General features: G+C 64.5%; 12 protein-coding genes. 5 read left to right on the forward strand and 7 right to left on the reverse strand.

Annotation, left to right across the window (positions count from 1 at the left end; all coding sequences use genetic code 11):
• Window positions 1-509: DUF933 domain-containing protein (locus tag QX121_RS31425; RefSeq protein ID WP_315813901.1), on the forward strand; the 509-nt coding region annotated here is incomplete at its 5' end.
• A gap of 14 nt (window positions 510-523) precedes the next feature.
• Here QX121_RS31425 and QX121_RS31430 read toward each other — a convergent pair.
• Window positions 524-814, reverse strand: coding sequence for a DUF4282 domain-containing protein (locus QX121_RS31430; RefSeq protein WP_315813902.1), 291 nt, complete (start codon window positions 812-814; stop codon window positions 524-526).
• 221 nt (window positions 815-1,035) lie between these two features.
• Between QX121_RS31430 and QX121_RS31435 the strand changes: the two genes are divergently transcribed.
• The 3 genes from QX121_RS31435 (at window position 1,036) to QX121_RS31445 (ending at window position 2,235) form a co-directional block, all read left to right on the forward strand.
• A complete protein-coding gene (locus QX121_RS31435) occupies window positions 1,036-1,497 on the forward strand; it encodes a MaoC family dehydratase (RefSeq protein WP_315813903.1) in 462 nt (153 codons plus the stop codon).
• Window positions 1,497-1,976 (forward strand): MaoC family dehydratase, encoded by a 480-nt coding sequence (locus tag QX121_RS31440; protein ID WP_315813904.1) that lies wholly within the window; start codon window positions 1,497-1,499, stop codon window positions 1,974-1,976. Before QX121_RS31435 ends, QX121_RS31440 begins: the two co-directional genes overlap by 1 nt.
• Before the next feature lie 109 nt (window positions 1,977-2,085).
• Window positions 2,086-2,235 (forward strand): hypothetical protein, encoded by a 150-nt coding sequence (locus QX121_RS31445; protein WP_315714401.1) that lies wholly within the window; start codon window positions 2,086-2,088, stop codon window positions 2,233-2,235.
• Between the two features lie 59 nt (window positions 2,236-2,294).
• Here QX121_RS31445 and QX121_RS31450 read toward each other — a convergent pair whose 3' ends face one another.
• From QX121_RS31450 to QX121_RS31475, 6 genes are all read right to left on the reverse strand, one after another.
• The gene (locus QX121_RS31450) at window positions 2,295-2,432 is read right to left on the reverse strand and encodes a hypothetical protein (protein ID WP_315733970.1); all 138 of its coding nucleotides are present in this window, start codon (window positions 2,430-2,432) and stop codon (window positions 2,295-2,297) included.
• Between the two features lie 157 nt (window positions 2,433-2,589).
• Window positions 2,590-3,003, reverse strand: a complete 414-nt coding sequence (locus tag QX121_RS31455) for a hypothetical protein (RefSeq protein WP_315714086.1) — start codon at window positions 3,001-3,003, stop codon at window positions 2,590-2,592.
• A 151-nt stretch (window positions 3,004-3,154) separates the two neighbouring features.
• Complete coding sequence (locus tag QX121_RS31460; protein ID WP_315813905.1) at window positions 3,155-4,084, reverse strand: hypothetical protein; 930 nt, start codon at window positions 4,082-4,084, stop codon at window positions 3,155-3,157.
• A gap of 134 nt (window positions 4,085-4,218) precedes the next feature.
• Window positions 4,219-4,659 (reverse strand): nuclear transport factor 2 family protein, encoded by a 441-nt coding sequence (locus QX121_RS31465; RefSeq protein ID WP_315813906.1) that lies wholly within the window; start codon window positions 4,657-4,659, stop codon window positions 4,219-4,221.
• A 189-nt stretch (window positions 4,660-4,848) separates the two neighbouring features.
• Window positions 4,849-5,115, reverse strand: a complete 267-nt coding sequence (locus QX121_RS31470) for a hypothetical protein (protein WP_315714089.1) — start codon at window positions 5,113-5,115, stop codon at window positions 4,849-4,851.
• Between the two features lie 135 nt (window positions 5,116-5,250).
• The gene (locus tag QX121_RS31475; protein WP_315733967.1) at window positions 5,251-5,697 is read right to left on the reverse strand and encodes a nuclear transport factor 2 family protein; all 447 of its coding nucleotides are present in this window, start codon (window positions 5,695-5,697) and stop codon (window positions 5,251-5,253) included.
• A 304-nt stretch (window positions 5,698-6,001) separates the two neighbouring features.
• Between QX121_RS31475 and QX121_RS31480 the strand changes: the two genes are divergently transcribed.
• Window positions 6,002-6,226 carry a hypothetical protein gene (locus tag QX121_RS31480; protein WP_315735660.1) on the forward strand — a complete coding sequence of 75 codons (225 nt, stop codon included), beginning with the start codon at window positions 6,002-6,004 and terminating at the stop codon, window positions 6,224-6,226.
• Window positions 6,227-6,802 lie beyond the last annotated feature (576 nt).

Raw genomic sequence — 6,802 nt, forward strand, 5'->3', positions numbered from 1 at the left:
TCCTGACGTCAAAGCCGGTGCTCTACGTCTGCAACGTCGAGGAAGGCTCGGCCAAGGACGGCAACAGCTTCTCGCAGGCGGTGTTCGCACGCGCCAAGGAGGAAGGCGCGGTCGCTGTCGTGATCTCCGCCAAGATCGAATCCGAGATTGCGACGCTGTCGCGCGAGGAGCGGGTGGAGTTCCTGGAGACGCTCGGGCTCGAAGAAGCCGGCCTCGACCGGCTCATCCGCGCCGGCTATCAGCTGCTCGATCTGATCACGTATTTTACCGTCGGTCCGAAAGAGGCGCGCGCCTGGACCATTCACCGCGGTACCAAGGCGCCGGCGGCGGCCGGCGTCATTCACACCGATTTCGAGAAGGGCTTCATCCGCGCCGAGACCATCGCCTTTGCCGACTACGTCGCGCTTGGCGGCGAGGCGGGGGCGCGCGAGGGCGGCAAGCTGCGACTCGAAGGCAAGGAGTATGTCGTTGCCGACGGCGACGTGATGCACTTCCGCTTCAACAATTGAGGCGCTGCCGGGCGCTACATGCGCCCCTGTTCGCGGATCGCGCCGAGATGCTCGTTGATGCGGAAGACGATCAGCACGAACTCGGCGATGATGCGCGAGAACACCATGCCGACGATGATGCCGGCGAGCGAGGACAACAGCATCAGGAAACCGCCGAACGGGCTGATCGCCATCTCGGAGAGGCCCGTAAAAATGCCGCGGATACCCGAGAGGATGATCAGCGCAACCACGAGCCAATAGAACGTCTTGATGATGGTGGGCGTGATGAAGCGGTCCCACTGGAACAAATCGCGAAATTCCAACATCCTGATCCCCCAGCCACTTCCGAATCGATCGTCAAACCTGTCTTTAAGTCGTGCTCGAATCTCGCGCCAGACGACATGTGCGGCGGCCGAATTCATCCCAGTGTGTGGCGCCTTCTGGCACTTTCTTGCGACTGGACCGGGCGTCAGCCATGCGAGCGGCCCGGTTGTGATTGCTGCAAAGTGCGGCCACAATCGGGCTTCTTTCAGCCATTCCCAGCCTCATGACCCTCACCTTCGAAGATTTTCCGCAAGGCCCGTTCGGCAGCTTTGGCCCGCGACACGTCACCTGCGACGAGATCATCGCCTTCGCGTCTGAGTTTGATCCGCAGCCGATGCATTTGGACGAAGAAGCTGCCTCGCAGTCGATGCTCAAGGGCCTGTCCGGTTCGGGCTGGCACCTCTGCTCGCTGATGATGCGCATGATGTTCGACGGCTTCATCGGCCGCACCGCCTCGCTCGGTTCACCGGGCGTCAACGAGGTCCGGTGGCTCTCGCCCTTGCGCCCTGACGATGAGCTGATGCTCGATGTGGAGGTTCTGGAGGCGCGGGTGTCGCGGAGCCGTCCGTCAACCGGGATCGTCACCTTCAAATGCAGCGTGCGCAACAAGGCGGGTAGGAGACTTTGCGAGATGGTCTCTCCGATCATCGTCGAGCGCCGCGAGAGCCGCGGGCAGGTGGGCTGATGCGCTTCTTCGAAGATCTTCAGGTCGGCCAGCGCCGCGAGCTCGGCTCCTACACGTTCACAGCCGAAGAGATTAAGCGCTTTGCCATTCAATTCGATCCGCAACGCTTTCATCTCGGCGAGGAAGCGGGCCGCCGATCGCTGTTCGGGGGGCTCGCGGCATCGGGATGGCACATCGGCTCCGTCTGCATGAAGCTGATCGTCGCCGACAATCAGCGGCTCGTGGAGATCGCGCGCTCACGCGGCGAGCCGATCGCCGTCGGAGGTCCGTCTCCCGGTTTTCGGGATCTGCGCTGGCATAGACCAGTGCTTGCGGGTGATACGATCAGCTTTTCCAGTGAGATTGATTCGCTTCGCGCGTCGGCGTCGCGCCCGGAGTGGGGCATCCTGCAGGCGCGCAATACCGGCATCAATCAGCACGGCGATCTGGTGTTCTCGGTGCTGGCATCGGCCTTTGTCCCTCGACGGAACGAGGGTTGAGGCGAAAAGGTCACGCTTCGTAGGATTGTCGGCGCGGAACGAACTTCGCGCTAACGCATTCTGAACTCCGACTCTATAAGACAGCCAATCAGGGATCAGGATGTGGGGGATGAGTATGGCAGATCGCGGTGGTCTGAAACTCCTCGGCTTTATCTTTGCCAGCGTGACGCTCGCGGTGATGCTCGCGACGGGAATGGTCGTGAAGGGCTATGCCGACGGCTCGTATTCGCTGGAGACGTCAGCGACGATCAACGAGTGACGGATTAACTACTCGTTAACCAGAACGGACCACGCAGTTCTGTTGTTTGTAGAGGCGGTCTAGCGGCTCCAGATGAGCACCATGACCGCCATCGCCACCACCAGCAAACCGACGAAGCGGACCATGATGGTCCCGATCCGCTGAGGCTCGGGCCGCAGAGGAATCGGATCGGTGTTTTCCGGCCGGATCGTTTCCATGAAAGTGACACCCTCTTGACGCAACCTGCCCGCCACGAGATGGGCGGGAGTTGGTCGCGGGAGGGCCGGGTCACGTTCAAGGGCGAGGCGCTGCAAAGACGAAAACCGCCGCGCGATGGCTCGCACGGCGGTCCTCTTCAAGGTCCGGAAAGAACGCTCAGCTGCTGCGCAGGCCGTCGGCGGCGCGCTTCCACTGCGTCACGTTCTCGGCGATCGCCCGGGTCGACTTCATCGCCGCCTGGCTGAGCTGCGCATAGCTCGCGATCTCGCGCTGCACCCGCTGGCCCTCGGCGTGCAGCAGCTCGCGCAGGCTCTCGAGCTCCCCGATCAGGTTCTCGATCTCCGACAGGGAGGTGCCGGCGACGCGCTGGATCAGCGTGGTGACGCTGTTCACCGCCGCATCGGCATCGATCGAAGCCTCGGCCGTGGCGGCCGCATTGGGACGGCGCAGATAGGCGATATCATTACGGACGAAATCACGAATGCCGGCCTCGACTTCGGAGACCGCCGCCAGATCCGTATCCAGCTCGGCTTCAGTTCCATCGATCTTGTCCGGACGAATGACATTCATCGGCTATTTCCTCATTTCGCGTTCAAGCGAGCGCGGTGTCCCCGCACGACGAACTTCTCAAAGCCTATCAGTGCGGCCAAATTGGGCCGCACCGCGGCGAAGCTGCGGCGATGGTTCGACCATTCGTGGCGGGCTGCCGCAATGGTGAACGTCACCAGCTCCGCTTGAAGCCGGCTGAAATGCTCTTGCTGGTGCCGCCCTGCGCGGTCTCGCTGACCGAGCCGGATACGCTGAGACCATCCGACAGCTTCTGCTCGGCACCGAGCTTGCGCAGCCATTTGTCGTCGCTGGACGACAAGGTCTGGCCGGCGGTGACGCTGGTGCCGGTGTCGCCGATCGAGAGCCTGGCGGATTGCTCGGTGTCGAAGCTGCGGCTGGTCTTCGGCGCCGCGCCGGGAATCGGCACCATGCCCTGCTGGGTGACGTTGTAGCCGTTCTGCAGGGTCAGATTGTAGTGATCGATCGGCACCGCCTTGGTGATGGTGGTGCCCAGCCGGCTTTGATCCGAGCCGGGGTCGACGCGGGCCTCGATGGCGGTCTTGTCCCAGATCGAGCCGGCGCCAGGCGCGGTGACGGCCGCCCAGGCCGAGCCGCCGGATTGCGGAGCATTGCCGCCGTTCTCGGCCTTCTCCGCCAGCAATTCCGACATCGTGGTCGGCTGCCGGGCGACCGTCATGTCGGCGCCGACGCGGGCGTCCCAGAACGACGACACCGACTGCTTGACCGACACGCCCGAGGCGAGGCTGCCCTTGTTCTGGTTCGACCAGTCGAGCGCGGCGGCTTTCTCTGCGGCGGCCTTGCGCCTCGCCGCGGCGGCGGCTTCGGGACGGTCGAGGAAGGTGGTGTCGTCGATCGCGAGCTGGCTCCAGTCGAGCTTTCCGACGTCGATGTCCTTCATCGGGTCGGCCGCTGCGGCCTGGTCCTCGGACTTGTCATCGTCCTCCGGCTCCGGCGCGATCTGCTGCCAGGGCACGATCTGCAGCGGTTGCGGCGCCTGCATCAGCGTCTGGGCCTGCGCGGCCGACGCAAGGAGGCCGAAGCCGGCCGCAAAAACCGCCAGCGCGCAACCATACGATGTCATGAGAGCAACCCCCGCCGCCCGAACCTGTGTGCTGGAATATGGTGGAATCTTGGCGCAAAATTATGGCTGCGCCAGTCACGATCTGTTGGGTTGTCGGTGAGTGCGACCACAATCCAACCCGCGGGGCAGCGGGCTCAGGCGAAGCTGCCGATGCGCGGCAGGTCGATGGAGCGGCCGAGCGTCTGCTCGACCAGATCGAACGTATCGATCAGGATCCGCAGCCGGGCGAGCTTTCCGGCGCGGAATTGCATGAATTGCGCGAGCCGCGCGGTGATCGGCCTGTCGGAATCCTGCGCCGTCATCGCGCAGCGGACCATCGTCGCCGCGCTGGTCTCGTCCAGCATCAAGGTCTCGCGCTCCAGCCGCCGGATGCTCACATTGTCCGCGATCTGCCTGACGGCGTCGAGCACCGCCGCGCGGCCGTGCCGCGCGCCGAGGAAGGGAAACATGTCGATCGGGCCGTAGATGGCCCAGTCGATGTCGTCGTCGAGAAGCTCGGCGAAATCGTCGAAACGGCGGTCGTTGATCGCGCCATGCAATGCGCGCGACAGACGCCAGAGGCTGTGCTCCGTCATCGGCTCGGGATCCTGAACTGGCTTGCGAGGGGGCGCGCCGACCTGAAGGCGACGCCGCAATGGACGTCACGCCGGGGCGCCGAATCTATCTCTCTTACACCTCACATAAATCAGCCACCTGCGCGCGCAACGGTTCTTTTTGCATTGCACAAATGCACGCCGGGCCGGCAGCGGGGCGCCAGGACCCCGTCAACGTCCTTCGTGCTGCATCCGCTGCTGCGCGATCGCGACCTCGTGGTCGCGGAAGGCGGCCATGCCGAACAGGGTGGCGCCGGCGAGACCGCCGATCAGGGCGCCGAGCGGCATGAACGTGAAGAACACCAGCATGCCTGCATAGCCTTCGAATTCGCTGGTGTTGAACAGCTCGATCCAGGCCAGTCCAAGCCCTACTCCGATCGTCGCGCCGCCGACGACGCCCATCACCAGTCCGGCCATCGCCAGGAATGCTATTCTCATGTCACCGATGCCTCGTATACCACCGCTGATGGGGTGCGGAGCCCGGGCCACAGGTTCAAGGCAACGGCGCCGCCGTTGGTGACGTTTCCGTGATCGGCCGGTCAGGGCTGGCCTCCGCAACCGCCGTGCCGGGCCTCAGGGCCGGGCGGCGCCCGCGATCAGCAGCCGGCTGAGATCGCATTCCAGCACCTGCTGCACCAGGTCGTAGGTGTCCATGATCTCGCGGATGCGGGCGACGCGGCCGTCGCGCAGCGTGTAGAAGGCTGCGAGGTCGTATTGCACGATGCGGTCGTTGTCGCGCTTGCGCAGGAAGATGCGCAGATCCACGGCGACCTGGTCGCCTTCGCAGATCATGGTCTTGATCTCGTGCCGGACCTCGGCATAGCGGCTGCGTGCCGTCTCCCACATCTGCCGCACCTCGGCCTTGCCCCGGCGGCCGCCGAGATGGGGGAAGATGTCGATCGGCGCCGAGGCGAAGTGCTCGAGATCGTCGGTGCAATGCGCCAGCACGCTGTCGAAATCGCCGGCGGCATGGGCCTCGAGCAGCTTGCGCACGCGCTGCTTGTTGATGTGCTCGATCATCCTGTCTCCACTGACGGGAATGCCCGCGTCGGCGATGGCGTTCTGGAGATGCCGGCCCGCAGCCGTCAACCACTTGCGTCACCGTCTGCCGGCGCAATGCGCCGGTACGGTGAACGGAAGCTTGGCGCGGGATCGCGTCATGATCATGTCTCGGGCCATCTCTCACCCCATGGGTCATCCCCGCGCGCGAAAGGTTCGCGCAAGGCGTCATGCCGGTTGCGAGGCGGGAACCGCTTCGCCGCGTCGCCGTTACCCCGCACCATTCTTGCGGAGCTCGATCACGAAGATGTCGATCACCAAGACCATGCTCGCCGCCTCCGTCGCAGCGCTGGCGCTGCTGTCGACGCAGGCCGCCGAAGCCAAGGGCTGCATCAAGGGCGCCATCGTCGGCGGCGTTGCCGGCCACTATGCCGGTCATCACGGCGTGCTCGGCGCCGCCGCCGGCTGCCTCTATGGCCGTCACCGTGCCAAGGAGCAGGAGCGTCAGCAGCAACAGCAGGGCCAGGTGAACGGGCAGGGCCGGACGTAGTTGATCCGCGCGTCCATCGTGCTTGGCGTGCCTTCACCTCAAGCTGGCGGCGATGGCCTGGCGTGACCGGGCGTTCGGTCCGTGCCGGAGGTGCCGGCTACAAGGGAGCGCCGCTTGTTGGCGTCGTGGCTTTTTCCGTTACGCCAGCGAGGATGATGCGCATCGGCCTCAACAAACCCTGTTGTCGTCCCGGCGAACGCCGGGACCCATACCCCCAGGGAGCGGTTTGAGGCACGCTTGCTATTGGCTTCTTGTCCCTCACGACCGCCGCTGCGTATGGATCCCAGGTCGCCGCGCCGCGCTGTCGCGTCGCAGCTTGCCCGCGACGGCAGTGGAGAGAACAACGGATTTACGATTCAAACAGCTAAGGATTGCTCCGGGACATGACGGCGCGGTCTCGCGGCATGTGATGCCCGAGTGATACGATCCGCGTGGCCCTCGTGAGTGCAGAGGGCGCAGGGAATGCCGGGTGAAGGCTTCACCCATGGCCCGCCTGCGAAAAAAATGCAGGCGGCAGGTACCACAGGCAAAGCCGATTCAACCGGTGGATTCAATTGGTCGTCGCAACACTCGATG

Source organism: Bradyrhizobium sp. SZCCHNR2028 (assembly GCF_032380995.1).
Classification (GTDB): Bacteria; Pseudomonadota; Alphaproteobacteria; order Rhizobiales; family Xanthobacteraceae; genus Bradyrhizobium.

Coding starts and splice junctions, on each gene's coding strand:
- QX121_RS31480 (WP_315735660.1), top strand. CDS start 6,002: ATGCTCGCCGCCTCCGTCGCAGCGCTGGCGCTGCTGTCGACGCAGGCC.
- QX121_RS31445 (WP_315714401.1), top strand. CDS start 2,086: ATGAGTATGGCAGATCGCGGTGGTCTGAAACTCCTCGGCTTTATCTTT.
- QX121_RS31455 (WP_315714086.1), bottom strand. CDS start 3,003: ATGAATGTCATTCGTCCGGACAAGATCGATGGAACTGAAGCCGAGCTG.
- QX121_RS31450 (WP_315733970.1), bottom strand. CDS start 2,432: ATGGAAACGATCCGGCCGGAAAACACCGATCCGATTCCTCTGCGGCCC.
- QX121_RS31440 (WP_315813904.1), top strand. CDS start 1,497: ATGCGCTTCTTCGAAGATCTTCAGGTCGGCCAGCGCCGCGAGCTCGGC.
- QX121_RS31435 (WP_315813903.1), top strand. CDS start 1,036: ATGACCCTCACCTTCGAAGATTTTCCGCAAGGCCCGTTCGGCAGCTTT.
- QX121_RS31460 (WP_315813905.1), bottom strand. CDS start 4,084: ATGACATCGTATGGTTGCGCGCTGGCGGTTTTTGCGGCCGGCTTCGGC.
- QX121_RS31475 (WP_315733967.1), bottom strand. CDS start 5,697: ATGATCGAGCACATCAACAAGCAGCGCGTGCGCAAGCTGCTCGAGGCC.
- QX121_RS31465 (WP_315813906.1), bottom strand. CDS start 4,659: ATGACGGAGCACAGCCTCTGGCGTCTGTCGCGCGCATTGCATGGCGCG.
- QX121_RS31430 (WP_315813902.1), bottom strand. CDS start 814: ATGTTGGAATTTCGCGATTTGTTCCAGTGGGACCGCTTCATCACGCCC.
- QX121_RS31470 (WP_315714089.1), bottom strand. CDS start 5,115: ATGAGAATAGCATTCCTGGCGATGGCCGGACTGGTGATGGGCGTCGTC.